Source organism: Bacillus sp. N5-665, assembly GCF_022637375.2.
Lineage (GTDB): Bacteria > Bacillota > Bacilli > Bacillales > Bacillaceae_G > Bacillus_A > Bacillus_A wiedmannii.
Map to the genome: position 1 here is coordinate 4729511 of NZ_CP093325.1, position 19217 is coordinate 4748727.

Annotated in this window: 21 protein-coding genes; 6 read left to right on the forward strand and 15 right to left on the reverse strand. The window is 35.2% G+C overall.

Annotation, left to right across the window (positions count from 1 at the left end; all coding sequences use genetic code 11):
* The first annotated feature begins 62 nt into the window (after positions 1-62).
* Positions 63-1718 (forward strand): Na/Pi cotransporter family protein, encoded by a 1656-nt coding sequence (locus MNO09_RS26905; RefSeq protein ID WP_000456277.1) that lies wholly within the window; start codon positions 63-65, stop codon positions 1716-1718.
* A gap of 34 nt (positions 1719-1752) precedes the next feature.
* On the opposite strand, the gene MNO09_RS26910 is transcribed toward MNO09_RS26905, so the two are convergent.
* The gene (locus MNO09_RS26910) at positions 1753-2751 is read right to left on the reverse strand and encodes a YhdH/YhfP family quinone oxidoreductase (RefSeq protein ID WP_001016995.1); all 999 of its coding nucleotides are present in this window, start codon (positions 2749-2751) and stop codon (positions 1753-1755) included.
* 313 nt (positions 2752-3064) lie between these two features.
* Here MNO09_RS26910 and MNO09_RS26915 point away from each other — a divergent pair, with 313 nt between their 5' ends.
* Both MNO09_RS26915 and MNO09_RS26920 read left to right on the forward strand, forming a co-directional pair.
* Entirely contained in the window at positions 3065-4258 is a 1194-nt protein-coding gene (locus MNO09_RS26915) for an LCP family protein (protein ID WP_000437422.1), read from the forward strand.
* A 148-nt stretch (positions 4259-4406) separates the two neighbouring features.
* On the forward strand, positions 4407-4847 hold the full coding sequence (locus MNO09_RS26920) for a hypothetical protein (protein WP_000642356.1): 441 nt from the start codon (positions 4407-4409) through the stop codon (positions 4845-4847).
* A gap of 33 nt (positions 4848-4880) precedes the next feature.
* Here MNO09_RS26920 and MNO09_RS26925 read toward each other — a convergent pair whose 3' ends face one another.
* From MNO09_RS26925 to MNO09_RS26970, 10 genes are all read right to left on the reverse strand, one after another.
* Entirely contained in the window at positions 4881-5645 is a 765-nt protein-coding gene (locus tag MNO09_RS26925; protein WP_000060741.1) for a sulfite exporter TauE/SafE family protein, read from the reverse strand.
* 33 nt (positions 5646-5678) lie between these two features.
* Positions 5679-6158: a DsrE/DsrF/DrsH-like family protein gene (locus MNO09_RS26930; RefSeq protein WP_000437754.1), complete on the reverse strand. Its 480-nt coding sequence runs from the start codon at positions 6156-6158 to the stop codon at positions 5679-5681.
* Positions 6159-6230: 72 nt separating this feature from the next.
* A complete protein-coding gene (locus MNO09_RS26935) occupies positions 6231-6527 on the reverse strand; it encodes a rhodanese-like domain-containing protein (protein WP_000661820.1) in 297 nt (98 codons plus the stop codon).
* A 14-nt stretch (positions 6528-6541) separates the two neighbouring features.
* Positions 6542-6901 carry a rhodanese-like domain-containing protein gene (locus tag MNO09_RS26940; protein ID WP_001092314.1) on the reverse strand — a complete coding sequence of 120 codons (360 nt, stop codon included), beginning with the start codon at positions 6899-6901 and terminating at the stop codon, positions 6542-6544.
* Between the two features lie 30 nt (positions 6902-6931).
* The gene (locus MNO09_RS26945; RefSeq protein WP_002070570.1) at positions 6932-7162 is read right to left on the reverse strand and encodes a sulfurtransferase TusA family protein; all 231 of its coding nucleotides are present in this window, start codon (positions 7160-7162) and stop codon (positions 6932-6934) included.
* A 27-nt stretch (positions 7163-7189) separates the two neighbouring features.
* Positions 7190-8320: an MBL fold metallo-hydrolase gene (locus tag MNO09_RS26950; protein WP_000114049.1), complete on the reverse strand. Its 1131-nt coding sequence runs from the start codon at positions 8318-8320 to the stop codon at positions 7190-7192.
* 38 nt (positions 8321-8358) lie between these two features.
* On the reverse strand, positions 8359-8934 hold the full coding sequence (locus MNO09_RS26955; protein ID WP_098656112.1) for a sulfurtransferase TusA family protein: 576 nt from the start codon (positions 8932-8934) through the stop codon (positions 8359-8361).
* Between the two features lie 73 nt (positions 8935-9007).
* Positions 9008-9271 (reverse strand): metal-sensitive transcriptional regulator, encoded by a 264-nt coding sequence (locus MNO09_RS26960; RefSeq protein ID WP_000456206.1) that lies wholly within the window; start codon positions 9269-9271, stop codon positions 9008-9010.
* A gap of 192 nt (positions 9272-9463) precedes the next feature.
* Positions 9464-10048, reverse strand: coding sequence for a DUF3238 domain-containing protein (locus tag MNO09_RS26965; protein ID WP_088107441.1), 585 nt, complete (start codon positions 10046-10048; stop codon positions 9464-9466).
* Positions 10049-10180: 132 nt separating this feature from the next.
* Positions 10181-10765 carry a DUF3238 domain-containing protein gene (locus tag MNO09_RS26970; RefSeq protein WP_000247255.1) on the reverse strand — a complete coding sequence of 195 codons (585 nt, stop codon included), beginning with the start codon at positions 10763-10765 and terminating at the stop codon, positions 10181-10183.
* A 141-nt stretch (positions 10766-10906) separates the two neighbouring features.
* Here MNO09_RS26970 and MNO09_RS26975 point away from each other — a divergent pair, with 141 nt between their 5' ends.
* The gene (locus tag MNO09_RS26975; protein WP_001016465.1) at positions 10907-11380 is read left to right on the forward strand and encodes a MarR family winged helix-turn-helix transcriptional regulator; all 474 of its coding nucleotides are present in this window, start codon (positions 10907-10909) and stop codon (positions 11378-11380) included.
* A 127-nt stretch (positions 11381-11507) separates the two neighbouring features.
* Here the strand turns inward: MNO09_RS26975 and MNO09_RS26980 are convergent, their stop codons facing one another.
* The gene (locus MNO09_RS26980) at positions 11508-12770 is read right to left on the reverse strand and encodes a neutral/alkaline non-lysosomal ceramidase N-terminal domain-containing protein (RefSeq protein WP_002096838.1); all 1263 of its coding nucleotides are present in this window, start codon (positions 12768-12770) and stop codon (positions 11508-11510) included.
* A 107-nt stretch (positions 12771-12877) separates the two neighbouring features.
* Complete coding sequence (gene spoVR, locus MNO09_RS26985) at positions 12878-14293, reverse strand: stage V sporulation protein SpoVR (protein WP_001202706.1); 1416 nt, start codon at positions 14291-14293, stop codon at positions 12878-12880.
* Positions 14294-14560: 267 nt separating this feature from the next.
* Between spoVR and MNO09_RS26990 the strand changes: the two genes are divergently transcribed.
* Positions 14561-15574 carry a hypothetical protein gene (locus tag MNO09_RS26990; protein ID WP_070168419.1) on the forward strand — a complete coding sequence of 338 codons (1014 nt, stop codon included), beginning with the start codon at positions 14561-14563 and terminating at the stop codon, positions 15572-15574.
* Between the two features lie 10 nt (positions 15575-15584).
* Positions 15585-16949 (forward strand): hypothetical protein, encoded by a 1365-nt coding sequence (locus tag MNO09_RS26995; protein WP_001245560.1) that lies wholly within the window; start codon positions 15585-15587, stop codon positions 16947-16949.
* Between the two features lie 392 nt (positions 16950-17341).
* Here MNO09_RS26995 and MNO09_RS27000 read toward each other — a convergent pair whose 3' ends face one another.
* Positions 17342-18904 carry a UvrD-helicase domain-containing protein gene (locus MNO09_RS27000; protein ID WP_241950071.1) on the reverse strand — a complete coding sequence of 521 codons (1563 nt, stop codon included), beginning with the start codon at positions 18902-18904 and terminating at the stop codon, positions 17342-17344.
* 62 nt (positions 18905-18966) lie between these two features.
* Positions 18967-19152, reverse strand: a complete 186-nt coding sequence (locus MNO09_RS27005; RefSeq protein ID WP_241950072.1) for a hypothetical protein — start codon at positions 19150-19152, stop codon at positions 18967-18969.
* Positions 19153-19217 lie beyond the last annotated feature (65 nt).

Below are 19217 nucleotides of genomic sequence, written 5' to 3' on the forward strand. Positions count from 1 at the left end.
TTACAGTGCCTCAAGGTTCAGTTAATAATTACATCGTACATGAAATTTAAGGAGTGGAATGCGTGGAATATAATGTTCAAGATATGATCTTCCAGTTCATTGGTGGATTAGGTATTTTCTTATTCGGGATTAAATACATGGGCGATGGACTGCAACAAGCAGCTGGTGATCGTCTTCGCGATATTTTAGATCGCTTTACAACAAACCCACTTATGGGTGTACTAGCAGGTATGTTAGTTACTGTATTAATCCAATCAAGTTCAGGAACAACCGCTTTAACAGTCGGACTTGTAAGTGCCGGATTTATGACATTAAGACAAGCAATCGGTGTTATTATGGGTGCGAACATCGGAACGACAGTTACTGCATTTATTATCGGAATTAAAATCGGAGAATATGCGCTCCCAGTTATGGCAGTTGGAGCGATTTTACTATTCTTCTTTAAAAATAAAAAAGTACATTCTGTAGGTCAAGTTGTATTCGGTTTTGGTATGTTATTCTTCGGTTTAGAATTAATGAGCGCAGGTATGAAACCTCTTCGCTCTTTAGAGTCATTCCAAGAGTTAATGGTTAGCATGAGTGACAATCCAATTTTAGGAATTATTGTCGGTACAGTGTTCACTTTAATTGTACAAAGCTCAAGCGCAACAATCGGTATTTTACAAGAACTATTCGGTCAAGGTGCTATTGATTTACAAGCTTCTCTTCCTGTATTGTTCGGTGATAACATCGGTACAACAATTACAGCAGTATTAGCAGCAATCGGTACTTCAATTGCCGCAAGACGTGCAGCATTAGTTCACGTTATCTTTAATATTATCGGTACCATTATCTTTACAATTTTATTGGTACCATTTACAAGTTTAATCCAATATTTCCAAACTTCATTAAACTTAAATCCAGAAATGACAATTGCATTTGCACATGGAACATTTAACGTAACAAATACAATCATTCAGTTCCCATTTATTGCAGTATTAGCATGGATCGTAACAAAAATCATTCGTGGTGAAGATTCATCTATTAACTTCAAACCACAACATTTAAATCCAATCTTTATTGAGCAATCTCCAGCTATCGCTTTAACTGAAGCTCAAAAAGAGGTTGTGCGTATGGCTGAATTTTCATTACACGGCTTAAAAGAAGCGAATCAATATTTAAATACACAAGACAAAAAGCACGAAAACATGGCTACTCAATTAGAAGGAGCTATTAACAATTTAGATAAAAAAATTACCGAGTATTTAGTTTTACTATCAGAAAAGCCGCTTTCACCTTCAGACTCTGAAAAACACTCCGTTTTAGCTGGTGTGGTTGGAGATATTGAACGTGTTGGTGATCATGTAGAAAACCTAGTAGAACTTGTAGATTTCCAAATTTCAAACCGCGTTTCACTATCAGACGAAGCACTAGCTGAACTAAATGAAATGCTTGAATTAACGATTTCAACATTACAAGACGCAGTCGAAGCTTTAACAAACTTCGATACTGAATTAGCTCAAACAGTTATTGCAAAAGAACGCAAAATCGACCAAATGGAACGTGTTCTTCGTAAACGTCACGTATTACGCCTAAACGAACGTAGCTGTTCAGGTGATGCAAGTATCATCTTCGTTGATATGGTAAGTAACTTAGAGCGTATCGGTGATCACGCTGTAAATATCGCTGATGGTGTTTTAGGTGAACAAGGTAAAATCAATTTAAAACAATCATTATAATAAAAAAGAGACGCTAACTTAAGCGTCTCTTTTTTCATTTCATATTTACAACCGTTCTTCCTTTTAACTTTCCTTGCAATATAAGTGTAAACTTTTCATCTAACTCTTCCAATGTACATTCTTCTGTATAAGATAGTAACTCATTATTTTCCCATTCACTTGCTAAGAGCGTCCACACATCTCTTCTCACATCCACTGGGCATTGCACAGAATCTATTCCTAAAAGACTTATGCCTCGCAAAATAAACGGATATACCGTTGTTTGTAATTCCTGCCCTGCCACATTACCGCATGTCGTTACACAACCACCATACTTTACCGTTTTTAAAGCGGTTTCTAGCATATGTCCACCTACAGTATCGATAACTCCAGCGTATATCCCTTTTAACATTGGTCTTCCTGATTCATCATTCAACTCCGTACGATGAATCACTTGTTTCGCTCCTAGACGTAGTAGCATCTCTTCCTCTTCCATTTTCCCTGTCGCTCCTACTACGTTAAATCCTAGCTTACTTAAAATACTAACAGCTACACTCCCTACGCCGCCTGTTGCACCCGTTACTAAAACATCTCCCATACTAGGCGTTATGCCTGCTCCAATAAGCTTATATACTGATAAAGCAGCTGTAAAACCTGCTGTCCCGTACATCATACTTTCCTTTAATGACATTCCCTCTGGTAAAGGGATGATCCAAGATGCTGGCACGCGAATATACTCTCCGAAACCACCAGAAGTATTCATACCTAAATCATATCCCGTTACAATAACTTGGTCTCCTACCTTAATGGTTTCATCTGCACTACTCACAACCACTCCTGCTGCATCAATCCCTGGCGTATGAGGATATGTTCTCGTAACACCTTTATTACCCGTGGCTGAAAGAGCATCTTTATAATTTAATGAAGAATAATGAACCTGTATTAATACGTCTCCCTCAGGTAAACTACTTACTTCTCTCTCTACAACGTTTCTTACAAACTGCTTACTTTCTGTTTCGTTCACAACGATTGCTCGGAATGATGTATGATTCATTATGCTCTCTCCTTTATCCGTAAATTTCTTCTTTATTATATAGAAGAAAGAAGTAAACCTACTCATTTCTTCTTGGCTATATTTCAACAAATCTTACTTCTCTATAACTTTCTCACAATACATGTTTTCATTTTCACTAAAACAACTTATACTTATTCTACATCTGAAAAATAAAATATAGAAATCTGACTTTTTATAAATAAATTGAATTTTTACGAAATGTAAATGATTTGTAATGTTTTTTTTCGCTAAATTTCATTATAATAAGTGGATATGAGTGTCGTATTTCAATTCAAATGAAGGAGTACAAGAAATGGAGCAAAACCCATCTTTGCAAGAAAATACACGCAGTAAACCGAAAAAAAGTAAGAAAAAAACAAAAATTATTATAAGCGTTATTCTATTCTTTTTAATAATAGGTGGCGGTTATACTTGGTTTTTAGTAAATAAAGCATCTTCTGCTGTTCGAAATGCCGCACACGATTTAGCGCGCGGTGATAAATCTGATTTACGTGATAAAGCTGTAAAACCTATCACAAATAACGTCTCCGTCTTAATCATGGGTGTTGATGAAAGCGATGTCCGCGGGAAAGAATATGGAGAAGCTATAAGAACGGATGCACTACTACTTGCAACGTTTAATAAAGATAGCAAAACTGTAAAACTATTAAGTATTCCACGAGATACATATACTTATATTCCAGTGGAAAAGAAAAAAGATAAAATTACACACGCTCATGCATACGGTTCTACTAAAAACGGAAAAGATGGTGGACCACAAGCAAGTATTGATGCAGTTGAAAAATTAATGAATGTTCCCGTTGATTACTTTGTAAAGTTTAACTTCAAGTCATTTATGAAAATTGTCGACGATTTAGGTGGTATTGAAGTCGATGTACCAGTTGAATTTACTGAACAAGATAGTAATGATACTGCTGATGCGATTCACCTGAAGAAAGGTGTTCAAAAGCTAAATAGTGAAGAAGCTCTTGCCCTTGCTAGAACGCGCCACATCGATAGTGATGCAATGCGTGGACAACGTCAACAACTCGTTATTGAAGCTATTTTAAAGAAACTAACAAGCGTTGGATCTGTAACAAAAGTTGGTAACATCATTGATGATATTAACGGACAATTCGTTACTAACTTAACATTCGATGATATGCTTTCATTCTACAAGTACGGATCGGACTCGGAAATTGAGAAATTACAAATTCAAGGTGAAGACTGCTATATGGAAAAAGGTGACGATACATGTAGCAAATCTGCTGGCGGCGGCCGAACGTATTACTACAATCCAGATAAAAAAGAATTAGCAACTGTTACAAACGAACTTCGTACTCACCTTGGATTACCTGCATATACAAAAACAGACTCTGATTCAAAGAAAACAAAAGAATCTAAGTCGGAAAATTCAAGTGAACGCGAATCAAGTAACAACGAATCTAAAAATAAGAATAAAAATAGCAGTGAAGAAACAGAAACATCGTCTAACGACAATGAATAAAAAAGAAGCAGTTCTCTATGGAGGTAGAGTACTGCTTCTTTTTATTTCTCCATAATTAAAAATCAGAACTTTCTAACTATCTTTTTTAATATTTTTAAATTATAATAAATAGTAGCAATCTATTCCAATTATCAGGGGGCTCATACATATGAAAGCTGCAGTAAAACACAACATCTCAGATTTTAAAGACTACTTAAAATCAAACGATATATTCATGGAAGAAAATATAGATGAAAATGATGGTTCTGTTCATTTTTCAGTAGGATTAGAGACAGAAGCTGGCGCAAAAATTCAACTTATCGCTGCTTTCCAAAACGAACATCCTACTGTAGATATATACTGCTTCAATGTTGCTCACGTACCTGATGCAACATCAACAAATGATATTTTGCATGTTATCAATGAATTAAACACATCTTATCGATTTGCAAAATTTACATTAAACAAGCAAAATGCAATTGATATTTCAGCATCTCTTGCATTCTCAGAACCAAACTTTAATCCAGCACTTGTCTTTGAACATACGAGAATGCTATATAAATTAGCAAATGACGAATATAAAAATTTAATGAAAGTTATTTGGGCATAAATAAAAGGATGGGCTGCAAGCAGCACCATCCTTTTATTTCGATATCATATCAATCCACATCTTAACAGCAGTGCCTACAATCAAAATCGATAACATATATTGCAATGCTTTTTGATTGATCCTCTTCCCAACTCGCGCTCCAAGCGGCGCAGCAAAGATACTTGCAACCGCAATAATAAGAGCTGGAATTACAACTACTTGACCAGTTATCACTTTTCCAGTCGTAATCCCTACTGAGGAAATAAACGTAATAGCGATAGATGTTGCTATTGTTGTACGTATCGGCAATTTTAAAATAACTAACATAATCGGTACTAATAAGAAAGAACCGCCAGCACCTATAATGCCTGATGCTCCGCCTACAATAAACGCTAGCAAACTTGCTAACCGTTTATTATATTTCACTTTATCACCATTATTTCGCTTCGGTACGAACATCATAATAGCAGCAATTGTTGCTAACGCTGCATAAACAACATTGACCGTATGTTCCTCTAACACGTTAGCACCAAAACTCCCTATGAAACTTCCTATTAAAATACTAGCTCCCATATACACAACTAGCGTTTTATCCATATCATTACTTTTCCGATAAGCCCATGCACCTGCAAAAGTTGCAAAGAATACTTGCACCGCTGTAATACCACTCACTTCATGTGACGTATAACCAGTAAATCCTAGCAATACCGGAATGTATAGGATCATTGGATAATTAATAATCGCACCGCCAATTCCAACCATTCCTGATATAAACGATCCTATAAACCCAATTATAAAAAGTAATACGACTAAACTCACCTTATATCCCCCGCCTTCTAAAAAGAAGGTGATTTAAATGAATAAGTTTACATTCCCATCCGAAGCATCTGCTAAATAAGCTCCTACTCCTGCAAACTCTACCCCTTCCATAATCTCTTCCTCTTTTAACCCTAATAAATCTACCGTCATTTGACAAGCTACAAGTTTAATCCCCTGTTCTTTCGCTAAATCCATTAAATCTGGTAAAGGCATCGCATTATGTTTTTTCATAATACCTTTAATCATCTTTTGTCCCATACCGGCAAAATTCATTTTTGATAAGCCCATCTTATCTGCACCACGTGGCATCATTTTTCCAAATACTTTTTCTATGAAAGTTTTCTTTACTTTCACATGTTCATCTTTCCTTAAAGCATTTAATCCCCAAAAAGTATGAAAAATAGTCACCTCTTGATCATACGCCGCTGCACCATTTGCAATAATATAAGCAGCCATCGCCTTATCATAATCTCCGCTAAATAAAACAATTGTTGTTTTATTCTGTTGCTCCATGTTGTGCTCCCTCCAATTACCTATAGGGGTATTTTATTATTTATAAAAAGACTCAAATCATTTATCTCTGTACTATACGACTTTCCCTTCCCACGCTAACATACCACCTACCATATTGATTGCTTGAAAACCGTAGCTCTCTAAAAACTGAACTGCTCTTGCACTTCTTCCGCCAGAGCGACAAACGATAATATATTCTTTATGTTTATCCAACTCATGCATACGAAATTCTAATAGTCCTAGTGGAATATTACTTGCTTCTGGAATTTTCCCCTCGACTACTTCTTCTACTTCACGTACGTCTACGATATTTACTGCCTCTTTACGTAACAATTTTCCTTCTAATTCTTTTACTGTCATTTCTTTCATTTTAAATTGCCTCCTTACAAACCATTCATGCCACTCGAAACATTGATAACGTGCTGAAATCCTAATTTCTTTAATACTTTTGCTGCTTGCTTACTTCTCATCCCGCTCTGACAAATAACGATTACTTCCTTATTTTTATCTAACTGATTTGCCTTACTCACTAGCTCATTTAGCGGGATATTTTGAAATCCTTTCATATGATTTCCTCTATATTCACCTACTGTGCGAACATCGATAAATTGTTTCTCCTTTTTCCCCGCTATACTCTTTAATTCTTTTCCACTTATATTTTGAACATCTTTTACCGGTAAAAAACGTGAAATAACAAACACTGCAGCAAGTACAATGAAGAGCGTACTTAATATTGTATTCATATAACCAACCTCTCTACATTTATAAACATGCTACGCCTTCTTAATCCAAAACTTTAGCACATCAGCTTCTTCTACATGCTTTACGATGTCATGACCACCTTTATTTGCCCACGCTGGAATATCCTTAACTGACCCTTTATCTGTTACATGTACTTCTAACACTTCTCCAGTTTGTAAAGTATCCATCGCTTTCTTCGTTCTTACAATCGGCATTGGGCATGCTAAACCTTTCGCATCTAATACTTGTTTTACATTCATCATCTATTCCTCCATTTTTTATTTATTTTATTATTCATGAACTGCACAACGATTTGGACCAATTTCCATTTCACGTTCTTCATCCACACTCGGATGAATCTTACCCATATTCGTTTGACGAATTTCTTCGTAAGCATTCGGCTGAGGTGGTAAATTCTCCGTTACAACGTTACGAAACTCTCCCTCATCCTCAATATTTAGTCCTGCATTATACGCAAATAAATCTTTTAACTTTGCGCTCACAACACCATTCTCATCCATTTCACTTATTTTTGAATAATGAGCTGGTAACACGATTAATTGTTGAGATAATACTTTATATCGGTCATATAAAGTTTCTCGCAAATCACTCACCCAATCCTCAGCCTTTCCAGCAAGATCTGGACGCCCAATTGAATCTACAAATAAAATATCGCCTGATAATAAATAGAAATCATCTACAATAAATGATGTACTCCCAATCGTATGCCCCGGTGAGTATAATGCGTCAATTTCAATTTTAGTACCCCCCATCGTAATGACAGCTCCTTCAACGAGCGGCTTATATGAGAAAACAACTTCCTCCGCATCTTTTGGCGGTAACCAATACGTACCATCTACTTTTTCCGCTAACTTACGTCCTCCAGAAATGTGGTCTGCATGTAAATGTGTATCCATTACATTCGTAATCGTAACGCCATGCTCTTTCGCAAACTCTTCGTATGCTTCAATTGTTCTGACTGCATCAATAACTGCTGCCTCACCATTTGAAACGACCATATAAGATAAACAGCCTTTTCCAAGGCGGTTAAATTGATATATACTTCCTCCGCCCTGTACATCTCCTACTTTTAACGGCTTCACATATTCACTCCAAGCTTTCATACCGCCAGCTAAATAATAAATATTTTCTAATCCGGCCTCTGTTAATTGCTCTGCCACAAATATAGAAGACCCTTCTTTTGCACATACTACTAAAACATCTTTATCTTTAGGTAATTCACTTGCAATATGATCTACACCATCTAACAAATCAAAATATGGTTTATTTATAGAAGAAATTTGTTTCCCTTCAATTTTCCACTCTTCATAATCCGTCTCATTACGAACATCTAAAATAAACAACTCTCCAAATAAAACTTTCTCTGCGACATCTTTTGTATGCAACGGTTTAACACTCATCTAATTACCCCCTTAGGTATATTTTCATTTAAAAAATTTTACTTTTCCACATCCCCTTGCCACTCTAACATACCTGGAATGACATTTTTCACATTTAAATACCCTTTCTCTTTCAACATTTGGCAAGCTATATCACTACGGTTACCAGTTCGGCAAATAACATATATTTGTTTCATCTGATCTAATACTGCACTATCTAGTTCGCCTATTGGAACTGAAATAGCCGCTGGAATATGAACAAAGGCGAATTCCGCTGCTTCGCGAACATCTAATACAATACACTCTTCACCGCTTAATAATATATTTTGCAATTCCGCATTTGTAATTGTTTGAGGATATTTCACTACTTCATTCACTTCATGCTCGTGTGCTTTTCTAACGTAATGCATCAATAGATCTCCTTCGTGTTTCGTCCCGATATATTGATGACCTACTTTACTCGCCCAACTTTGTATATCTACAGTAGACCCTTTATCTGTTGCCTGAACTTCAATCACTTGCCCTGATGCGAGACTTTCCATCGCCTTCTTCGTCTTCACAATCGGCATCGGACAAGCCAATCCCTTACAGTCTAAACTCCTATTCACTTTTATACTCATAGTCGATTCCTCCATAACTTATATACATATACCAGTAGGGGTATATTAAAATGTTTTTGATAATCTGTCAACACTTACGTTTGACAGATTATCGGCTTTTTACAAGTAATTGAACAGCTTCTTTAATTAACTCTTCATTTGAACCATTACCACTTTCAAACTGTTCACGCAAACATTGCTCTAAATTTGTTCCAACAACAAGTCCAATTGTACGATCAAGTGCAGAACGAGATGCCGTTAACTGTGTAATAACCTCTCGGCAATCTTTTCCTTCTTCCATCATACGAAGTACACCACGAACTTGACCTTCAATACGTTTCAATCTATTTTTCATATCTTGATTATATTCCACTGTAGACCACCTCCGTATTTATAACTATATTATACATTACTTTGTAACTTTGTATAATAACATATACCCTAAAGGGTATATTGTAAAGCGTTTTATTTTTTTGAAACTTTCTAACGTATAGTGAAAATGCAAAAGTCACTGATTTTATTGACTTTTGCATTTCTCAACTACACTGCATTATTATCTTACTTCTTATAAACTCCTTGTAAAACTATAATCCATTTCTCCACCTAGTGCTGCAGCTGTATCACCAGTTTCTCTAAAATCATGTGTATATATTTTTTCAAATGAACCGAAATCTACTTGCTTATAAAATTCAAAACAAGGGAATCCATCATGCTCCCCTTGAATCTCAATACTACCATCCTTGTTCACACATACATGTAATACATAATCTACAGGAGGTGCATATATATTTAATGGATTACTTGCACTCGCACTCATTTTAAATTGCACACCATCAGGATTCCATACGATATTAGTGCACACAATATTTTCAGTACTCGCTTTTCCTGTTCTTTTATTCACAGAACCATCTGGATTCGTAACCTTCTCTGTCGTAATACCCGTGTTCGCATATGAAAACACTTCTTCTTTATAAAAATCCACTACTACCTCTTGCTCCACTCTAGAGCGCATAGTATTTACCGCATGTGGTGTAAATTCGCGTGAATCACCTTCGAATTGAATTATTTTTCCTGTTTCCATATCCTTCCTCGGTTCTGTCCAAGACATTGGAATAAATACGCTGCCTCTAACTTTTACGATATTAGTCATAAGAAACACCTCTATAATTCTAATTTTATATACTGCATTATTTAATAAAAAAACACCATTTCAGCCACATAATTAAAATCTTTCTCTTTTACGTTGGCTACTTCCTTCTTAAAAATGACGCTATATTTATAGCTAGATTTTCGTTTTAAAGCTATATTCCATTTCTCCAGCTAGTGCTGCTGGGGTATCATTCGTTTCTCTGAAATCATGTGTATATATTTTTTCAAATGAACGAAAGTCTATTTGTTTATAAAATTCATAGCAAGGGAAACCATCATGTAAACCTTCAATATGCACAATGCCACTTGTATTAACTCTTATAACCAAAAAATAATCTGCTGCGGGTGCCGCTGCATTTAACGGATTACTTGCACTTGCTCTCATTTCAAATGAAACTTCATCCTCGCCCCATACGATATTAGTACATACAATATTTTCTGTACTTGTTTCTCCTTTTTGATACTCAATTGAACCATCTGAATTTGTAATTTTCACAGTAACGATGCAAGCATCTACATATGTGAAAATTTCTCTTTTATAAAAATCAACAATCACTTCTTGTTCTAATCTTGAACGCTTTGTATTTACAGCGAATGGTGTAAATTCACGTGCATCTCCAGCGTATTCAAAAACTCTTCCTGTTGCAGCATCCTTAATAGGCTTCAGCAACGCATACGGTGCAAATACACTCCCTCTAATTTTTACGATATTAACCATGTGAAACCTCCGTTGATTCTATTTATATAAATCATTATTTGTACTATACAGGATATAATCAATTTGATTGACTATATCCTGTATAGTACAATAGGTTTTATATATAGTCAACTTAATTGACTACAATTGTGGAGGTTATACATGAATCATCAAACATTTAACGAACTAGACCTTACTTCACTTTTATCATTATCTTTCAGTACATTAATTACTGAACTGCATGACAGATTAAGTGAATTGGGATTTGAAGATATTAGGCCAGCACACGGCTTTATGTTCAAACGTATCCTTCCTAATGGAGCAACCGGTATAGAATTGGCTGAGTATTTAGGAGTTTCTAAACAAGCTGTAAGTAAAATGATCGATTCTCTTGAAAATAGTGGTTATGTCACGCGCAAAAAGCATCCTACTGATAAAAGAGGTAAAATCATTATTTTAACCGAACGAGGTTTAGCTGTAATGAAAGCGAAAGAAGAAATAGTAGCTGAAATAGAGCAACGATGGATTGAAAACATAGGTACTGAACGAATGCAAATGCTCAAGGAAGATTTAACAACATTCGTTACTAAAGAAAATACAGAGAAATTATCATCAAATATACGACCTGTTTGGTAAGCAAAAACTCCATATAAAAACGAATCCATTTTGATCAGTCCCTTTCAAAATGGATTCGTTTTCTACAGTTTTATTAATAATTATTGCTTCTTTTAAATTTCATATCAAATATGCAAGAGTCTATATTTTACGCATTATATAATTCCATAGCTCTCTGCACGACTAATTCTGCCGTATTCTCCTCCGGTGGCATCAATAAATTCGTAACAGGCCCATATACAACAGGGTTTAGCTCTACTTCGTACCCACCATATGCAAACTCTTCTTTTGTCGGTAAATAACCAATATATCCATTCGTATATCCACCTAAAAAAGCTATTTCATTTTGAAGACGCTCTTTCACTTCTAAAGCTGTTTCTGAAAAAGGTTCCATCGGTATACCAAAGAACATACCATCATTAATTTGAAACAGTTGAACTTCTAAATCAATACGTAACTGCCGAATACCTTGCTTATATTTCTCTAAAATTATAGTAAGCCATTCATCCGTATTCACATCCCACTGCTTCTCAGCTAATTGAGCCATGCTTCGTATTTCATTAATTTCAGGAATATCTTTCAACTTCATTTGCATCGTACTTGAAACTGTTCTTAAACTTACAATTGGGCTATATGTAACTATTGGCAACATCGTTAATACATGTCTACTAAGCGTGTAAGCCATTTGTGTTAATGCTTCCCTTGAACCGCGATACTTTGCATTTACATTGCCAGCAGCACCTTGCACAATAATAACAGGACAGTTTACGATTTTCTCAAGAATCTCTCTCGTCATTCCCGGATAATCCGCCGATAGTACATCGCTATCACCTTTTAACACATTCGGATGTGCCGTACAAAATACTATAATCCCAGATAGCTCCTTCGTTTCAGCATTTCTTATGGCTAACATGCCAATTCGTTTATCTACAACACCCTCTATATTTGTTCCCATCTTCGCTCTTCCATCAGATGTTCTCTCTCTTCGGTTTACCCCAATATAACCTGTCGTAACACTCCAGCCAATTTCACATGGCCTCAAGTTGTTATTCGCAGTAACAGCACCGTGCACTACATTATTTACTAAAATCGTTTTATACGACTTTATTAAAGGATGATCACCGACTGTTTCCGGACCAGAGTGTGTATGTGTATAAACAACAGTTATTCGCTCAAATGATATATGAAGCTCTCTCGCTATTTGTTCACGAACCATATTTGTATCTTCTACTAACATTCCAATATTATCAATACTTATAAACACAGTTTTCGTCTCATCTTTTTCAAATACAAAAACTGTCCCATAAATACACTCTTCAATATTATTTATTCCTGTCTCTCTATGGTATCCGACAAAATCAATACCTACAGGCGGCGTAATATCCACCTTGCATACCCCTATTTTGCTCATTTGAATCGCTCCATTTCTCTATGTAACTCCCTTTTTCAAGAATAGCATATTTGACCTTGTTCCAAATAAAAAAGAACGGACATAGCATTCTATGTCCGTTCTTTTTATCACACATACTTCCGATGCACCATCTTCCCATCATAAGAAAACACAACGCCCTTACTCTCTACAATCGACTCCATATGCACCGTTCTTCCCCATAATTGATGAATATATGGCAGTACTTTTTCTAAGTATTTTAAATCGAGCTCAATTCCTTCGTAACTATGTTTAATGTACAACTCTCCGTTCTTTAAGTAGTCACCATCTTCTACTACTAAGTACGGGAAGCCACCATTTGTACGCATATTTACGAGCTGATCACGTACATGTTCCCACTCTTTATCTATTACTTTATATTCTTTTCCTTGGCGCTGGAATAAGTACATATCTTCTCTCATTACGAGGTCTTTATTTAAGTAGTTTCTTAAGAACGATACGTCCCACTCAATTTCACGTACTTCAAAAATTTTGTCTCGACCAGATCCTGGTTTTACACCGCGTCGCTTCATTTCTTCTGTCGGGTTATTGTAGCGTTCTTCAATATCTTCGAACATTTTAATACCGAGGTAGTATGGGTTAATGCTTGTTTTTGATGGTTGAACTACACCTGCATTAAGCTTTGCGAATTCAATCGCTTCAGAAGATGTTAAGTCCATTTCACGGAGTATGCGTTGATGCCAGTACGAAGCCCAACCTTCGTTCATGATCTTCGTTTCAAGCTGCGGCCAGAAATATAACATTTCCTCGCGCATCATCGTTAATATATCGCGCTGCCAATCTTCTAGCTCACGGCTATATTCTTCAATAAAGAGTAGTAAATCTTTCTCTGGTTGCGGCGGAATTTTCTTCTTTTTATGCATATTAGGTCGTTCTCTCTTTTTGTTTCGATCATCTAAATTCCATAAATCATCGTACTGTGATATCCTTTTCTTTTCTACATCCTCTTCTAAATCTTCAATACTCCACGCAAGTTTCGGACGCATAAGCGATGGATCAATATGCTCTTGAATAGCAAGTACGGCATCCAAAAATGTCTCTACTTCTGCCTTTCCATACTTATGCTCATATGCTTTCACACGTTCAGCTGTTGCAGACATACTTTCTACCATATCTCGCTTCGTATTTGAAAAACGAATATTATTTTTAAAGAAGTCGCAGTGTGCTAAAACGTGCGCTACAATTAATTTATTTTGAATTAACGAGTTCGTATCTAATAAAAAGGCATAACATGGATCAGAGTTAATAACGAGTTCGTATATTTTACTAAGACCTAAATCGTATTGTAATTTCATTCTGAAAAATTGTTTTCCAAAACTCCAATGTGAAAACCTCGTCGGCATCCCATATGCACCAAATGTATAAATAATTTCTGCTGGACATATTTCATAACGCATCGGATAAAAATCAAGCCCAAATCCAGTCGCAATTTCCGTAATTTCCGCAATCGCATATTGCAGTGCTTTATCGTCACTTGCTCTCATTATTTTCCCTCCTTACACTTTCCCTTAAGAAAGTGTATGATTGGAAACAAGCTTTCATGAGAAATAAACAAACTTACTTCATTTATCCCCTATCTTTTATACTTTTATATACCACTCTTAATCAAAGAATCATTAATAAGTAAATACATACACGGCAATAAATATTTTTATCTGTTTATTATAATTTAAATATAACTTTTATTGATAATATTGTGATATTTAAATTATAATTATTAGGAAAAATATCTCAGGAGAGGAATGATTTCGATGCCGTTACCATTTATTCCATTAGTTGTTGCTGCTGGTGCTGCAGTTGCCACTGCAGTTGCTGGAAAAAAAGGACATGAATCATATAAAAATATGAAGGAAACAAAAGATATTGCCGAATCAATAGAAAAGCGCTACAAAAATTCTTTTAACACATTTGACAAAGCACGTCAAAGCACAAATACTCAATTTGAAAAATACGGAGAATTAAAACTAAACATCCTTAATGGCACAATGAAAGAATTCATTTCAGAATTCAAGAAATTAAAAAATGTTGATTTTACAGATAAAACTACTATTGATTCCCTTGAAGATGTATCTGATTCTAAACGTTTTATGCAGGAAATTGAAAAACAAGTTATCGCTGCATCTGATTTATTAAAATCGGGGGTTTCCGCAATTGCTGGCGGTGGACTGGCAGCTTTCGGAGCACTCGGAGCTGCTACAACATTTGGCGCTGCCTCAACTGGAACGGCTATTGCTTCTTTAAGCGGGGTAGCTGCGACCAATGCAACGTTAGCATTTTTAGGTGGCGGGTCACTAGCTGCTGGGGGCTTAGGAATGGCTGGGGGGATGGCTGTTCTAGGTGGAATTGCTCTTGCCCCTGCTTTAGCATTAGGAAGCGTAATTTTCGCTGCCTCCACCAAAAAAAAATTGGAAGAAATGAAAATTCAAAGAGAAGAAGTCAAAGTAGAAATTGAAAAATTGAATAGTGCCACTTCTGTTTTACAAGAAATTAAAGCCTATACTGTCAAATTATCCGATTTAACTACTGAAACAAATAATCTTTTTGGTGACTATATTGCAACAATGAGTTCTATCATCAATGAAAAAGGTATCGACTATCGCAATTTCACCGATGATGAAAAACTTGCAATCCGTTATACTACTGAACTGGCAATTATATTGAAAAAGTTATTAGATACACCAGTTATTGATGATAATGGTGAACGATCCAAAACCTTAGACGATGTCCTTAAAAACACAGAAAAATCAATTCAACACATGTACTAGGTGATTGCATATGAGGAACAATCTAGACATTCTCGCAACTCAAATTGTAGCCGAACAAATTGAGCGCTATGGAAATGCTACTATAGAAACATTTGCTGGAATGGATACACTAACCAAATTAGCAAAACAATATATGAACTGTTCTCCCAATATTACACAAGGACGGCTTTTTGAAATCATTGAAGCAACCAAATTTAATAAAGAGGCAGCTTTAAAAGGTGAAAGTTTGCGTGCTTTTACAACAGACTCTCTAGGGAATCCACATGCCGCAGCTGATATCTTAATCAAAGATGGGGATACATTAATTAAAGAAATCCAAGCAAAGTCTGGCGCTAAAGCTGCATCACTAGCAAGAATGGTATCAAGCGAAAAGTATGGGGACATGGATCGTTTAGTTAACAGTGAAAAAGCTGATAAAGTAAAAGAATTAGTTGAGCAACGCGCAAATTCCCAAGGTATTTACGCCAAAGACTATGAACAAGCTTCCCCTCATATAAAAGGTCAACTAGAAGCAAATAATATTACAAGTGGTGGCACTACATATGAAGAAGCTTTAAAAGCTGCAAACCAGCCAAACACATACGCACTAAAAGAAAAACTGTATACATTTGCTGAAGGAACATTTTCTTCCATGATGAACGGCGCTTTAGCGGGAGCATGTGTAGGTGGTGGAGTATCACTCGTGCAACAGACTGTTGCAATTTGTAAAGATGAACAGCAGATCAAAAATGGACTAATACAAGCAGGAAGAGATAGTGGAAAACAAGCGGGACAAAGTGCTGTTGTTGCTGGTATTGCTCATGGTATTAAATTTATCAGTAAAGATAGTATCATGATGAAGGGAAATGTAGCAGCAGCTCTTGCTTCTTCAGCTGTTAGACTAACAGAAAGCTCCTACCAGCTCATAAAAGGAAAACTATCTATTGAAGAATTTTTAGAAATAGTTGGTGAAAACGCTGTTACCACTTTTTCAGGAATTGTATTCAGCGCAGCAGGGGCCATGCTTCTCGGCCCTGTCGGTGCAGCTGTTGGTGCTACTGTCGCAATGCTAGGAATGAAACAACTTTATGGAGCATTCACTCATGCCCAACAAGAATTAGAACTAACAATTGAAGAGCGAAAAAGGGTTGAAAAATTAAGTAAAGTCCTTATAGATTACATTAAACAAGAAGAAGAACGTATTTGTAAATTTTATCAAGAAACTGGTGCGAAAATAGAAAACTTAACTGGGCTGGTTAAACAAACGATTCATACAGGTAAAAACATAGAAGCGACTATTCATCAACTTGCCGAAAATTTAAACGTTTCGTTTAAATATAAAAATCAAGATGAATTCAATTCATTTATGCTAAGTGAAGAGTCATTCACATTATGATAACTTTTCCTTGTACTCAATGTGGAATCTGTTGTCAAAACATAGAAGGTATTGACTCCCTGTCTCATTTAAACAGAGGTGTTGGCTGTTGTATCTATTATGATATCGACAATCGGTCATGTACAATTTATGAAGAACGTCCTCTTCTCTGCAATATTGAACTGGCATATGAAGAGCTTTTTAAAAAATCCATGTCAAAAAAAGATTTTTATCTATTAAATGTGGAAGCCTGTAATGAATTGCAAGAAATGCATCAAGTTCCTTCAACCTATAGAATTGATATTAAAAAGACTATTGGATAATAAAAGACATAAGCACAAATTCGACTAGAAACGTGCTTATGTCTTTCTATTTCACAGTTTTATAACACTATACTTCATATCATAATTCACTTATATATAGTAATAATCAAATTGCCCTTTTATACTAGAGAAAAATCTCTGCATCTCTTTATTTCCAATATTTATGATGATTAAATTTTTTCTACACCGTGTTATTCCAGTGTATATAAGTTCTTCCACTGCAATTTTTTCCTCATCTTCACTTTTATTTATATCTTCTGCAACAAATAGTACAAGGTTATTGATTTCCCATCCTTTAAAACTATGTATAGTTGCAATTTTAGTGGTACCGCCATTCATCCAAAAATTGTACTTCCTCTCTCTTCTTAACTTTTCCAACTGCCTCTTACAGTCATAATCCTCTTTAATTTGTTCGTATACTTCCTTGCTTTCAAAAGTTCTTGTTGTCTTTTCTTTGCGATATAACCTTATGTAATAGTCCAACTCTCGTAATAATTCAATCTGTGCCCCTAAAAAGCATAAATCATTTCGATGTACATCAAATTTCTCGATTATGTTATACACAATTTCAAAAAATTCAATATATTTCCCATTCTCCAAAGATTTTTTTATAAAATAATAATGTAATTGTGTACCATCATCAAGAGTGAGCTGTAATTGCTCTTGGAGATCAATATTATCTAATTCATATTTCTCTTTAAAAAAATGTTTTTGGAATTCAATTGCTATATCAGATATCCTTGACGTTAAACGATATGATGTATTTAATTGGTTCCATGCACCTGAAATAGTTGTCTTCACCTTTTTATCTTCTTCTAGTTCTCGATTATAAATATTCTGCTTCTCATCTCCTAAAAGAACAAACTCCCCTCCTTCTTCTAAAAAATACTTCCTTATAATCTGTTGCCATTCAAATTTAAAATCCTGTATTTCATCAATAAAAATAGCACTATACTTTTCAATCCTATTTTCTACACCACTAAATAAATTTGTATCCTCAAAACTTCCAAGTGTTATCTTAATGCCATGTTTTTTACATTTACTAGATATAAAGAGGTGATAATGTTTAATCTCAAAATTTGACCAGTCGAAATCCTCCCGAACATCACTAATTCGATCTTTAATATAATTTCTTAATGTAATATTAAAAGTTAGAACAAGTACACGTCTCCCTGTCCTTTTGTATGCATTCACACATCTTCTTGCAAGGACAAGGGTTTTCCCTGAACCCGCAACTCCTTTTATCTTTTGGTGCTTTGAAATAGTTTGAAGTAGTTGTTTTTGCTTTTTATTATATATAGGCTCTTTACCTGATTCTAAATCATGGAAAGAAGGCATTAAACAACTCTTAATTTTTTCATATAGTTCGTCTGTAAATAAAGATGATTCATTTACTAAGGTATTAGAAATTTTATTACTCGTATCTCTCCCCCATATCTGTATAAATTTCGTATCTTGTTCTATTAAGAAATTCTTCGCATTAACTTCTAATTCTTTATGAAAATATACCCCACATTTAATAAGTCCATAATATTTTTTATTTAACATCTTCTGCTCTAGTAAACCTTCTATATGCCAGTCATACATACTATTTTTATAATTAACAACTTGTTTTAAAGGACAATCTTTAATTGGTCCATTATCCTTTTTCACATACCAGTTTCCTGATTTATCTATACGGTAACTATCCAATTCCCAATCTTTTACTTCAATAATTACGGCACCGTATTTTTTCGCAGTACTACAATATCTGGGCGTTCTCCATTTAAAAATGGTTGAAAAAACACTTCATATGAATCATCTAGAATAACTTGAAGTATTCTCAACAAAGACATTTCTCCATCTGTCGGCTTTACCTTTAATTGTTCAACAACTTCCATTTCTGGGTATAAAATCGCCAAAACAATCCCCCTCTTTATACTACAAAACTATTACTATAGTTAATAAAATTTATATCTTTATTTAC

Coding starts and splice junctions, on each gene's coding strand:
- MNO09_RS26910 (WP_001016995.1), bottom strand. CDS start 2,751: ATGAATCATACATCATTCCGAGCAATCGTTGTGAACGAAACAGAAAGT.
- MNO09_RS26915 (WP_000437422.1), top strand. CDS start 3,065: ATGGAGCAAAACCCATCTTTGCAAGAAAATACACGCAGTAAACCGAAA.
- MNO09_RS26920 (WP_000642356.1), top strand. CDS start 4,407: ATGAAAGCTGCAGTAAAACACAACATCTCAGATTTTAAAGACTACTTA.
- MNO09_RS26930 (WP_000437754.1), bottom strand. CDS start 6,158: ATGGAGCAACAGAATAAAACAACAATTGTTTTATTTAGCGGAGATTAT.
- MNO09_RS26935 (WP_000661820.1), bottom strand. CDS start 6,527: ATGAAAGAAATGACAGTAAAAGAATTAGAAGGAAAATTGTTACGTAAA.
- MNO09_RS26940 (WP_001092314.1), bottom strand. CDS start 6,901: ATGAATACAATATTAAGTACGCTCTTCATTGTACTTGCTGCAGTGTTT.
- MNO09_RS26945 (WP_002070570.1), bottom strand. CDS start 7,162: ATGATGAATGTAAAACAAGTATTAGATGCGAAAGGTTTAGCATGCCCA.
- MNO09_RS26950 (WP_000114049.1), bottom strand. CDS start 8,320: ATGAGTGTTAAACCGTTGCATACAAAAGATGTCGCAGAGAAAGTTTTA.
- MNO09_RS26955 (WP_098656112.1), bottom strand. CDS start 8,934: ATGGAGGAATCGACTATGAGTATAAAAGTGAATAGGAGTTTAGACTGT.
- MNO09_RS26965 (WP_088107441.1), bottom strand. CDS start 10,048: ATGACTAATATCGTAAAAGTTAGAGGCAGCGTATTTATTCCAATGTCT.
- MNO09_RS26970 (WP_000247255.1), bottom strand. CDS start 10,765: ATGGTTAATATCGTAAAAATTAGAGGGAGTGTATTTGCACCGTATGCG.
- MNO09_RS26975 (WP_001016465.1), top strand. CDS start 10,907: ATGAATCATCAAACATTTAACGAACTAGACCTTACTTCACTTTTATCA.
- MNO09_RS26980 (WP_002096838.1), bottom strand. CDS start 12,770: ATGAGCAAAATAGGGGTATGCAAGGTGGATATTACGCCGCCTGTAGGT.
- spoVR (WP_001202706.1), bottom strand. CDS start 14,293: ATGAGAGCAAGTGACGATAAAGCACTGCAATATGCGATTGCGGAAATT.
- MNO09_RS26990 (WP_070168419.1), top strand. CDS start 14,561: ATGCCGTTACCATTTATTCCATTAGTTGTTGCTGCTGGTGCTGCAGTT.
- MNO09_RS26995 (WP_001245560.1), top strand. CDS start 15,585: ATGAGGAACAATCTAGACATTCTCGCAACTCAAATTGTAGCCGAACAA.